General features: G+C 72.8%; 1 pseudogene. It reads right to left on the bottom strand.

The annotated features are described in order from the left end of the window. A pseudogene (locus tag GIS00_RS27015) lies at window positions 1–283 on the bottom strand (hypothetical protein); the annotation flags it as partial.

Genomic DNA, 283 nt, shown 5'->3' with positions numbered 1-283 from the left:
TGCCGTGGCTGGTGTGGATGCCGGCGACGGAGTGGTCGGGGTGGGTCCGGATGCGGCGGGCGGTGGTGCGCAGCAGCAACGTGACGCCGGCGGGGGCGAGTTGGTCGGCGAAGTAGCGGGTGGCGGCGGCCGGATCATAATGCCCGTCCAGCGGATGGAAACTGGTCGCCGCGATGTGGTCGGGGTCGGCCAGCGTCACCAGCGCAGTGAGCGCGGCCCCGGCGGGCCTGGTGAGTGGCTGTCCGGCGGCGATGCCTTCGGCGTAGACGGTGTCGACCAGGCC

It is taken from the genome of Nakamurella alba, assembly GCF_009707545.1.
In the GTDB taxonomy this organism is placed as follows: Bacteria; Actinomycetota; Actinomycetes; order Mycobacteriales; family Nakamurellaceae; genus Nakamurella; species Nakamurella alba.
This window is presented reverse-complemented; position numbering and strand designations above follow the sequence as displayed.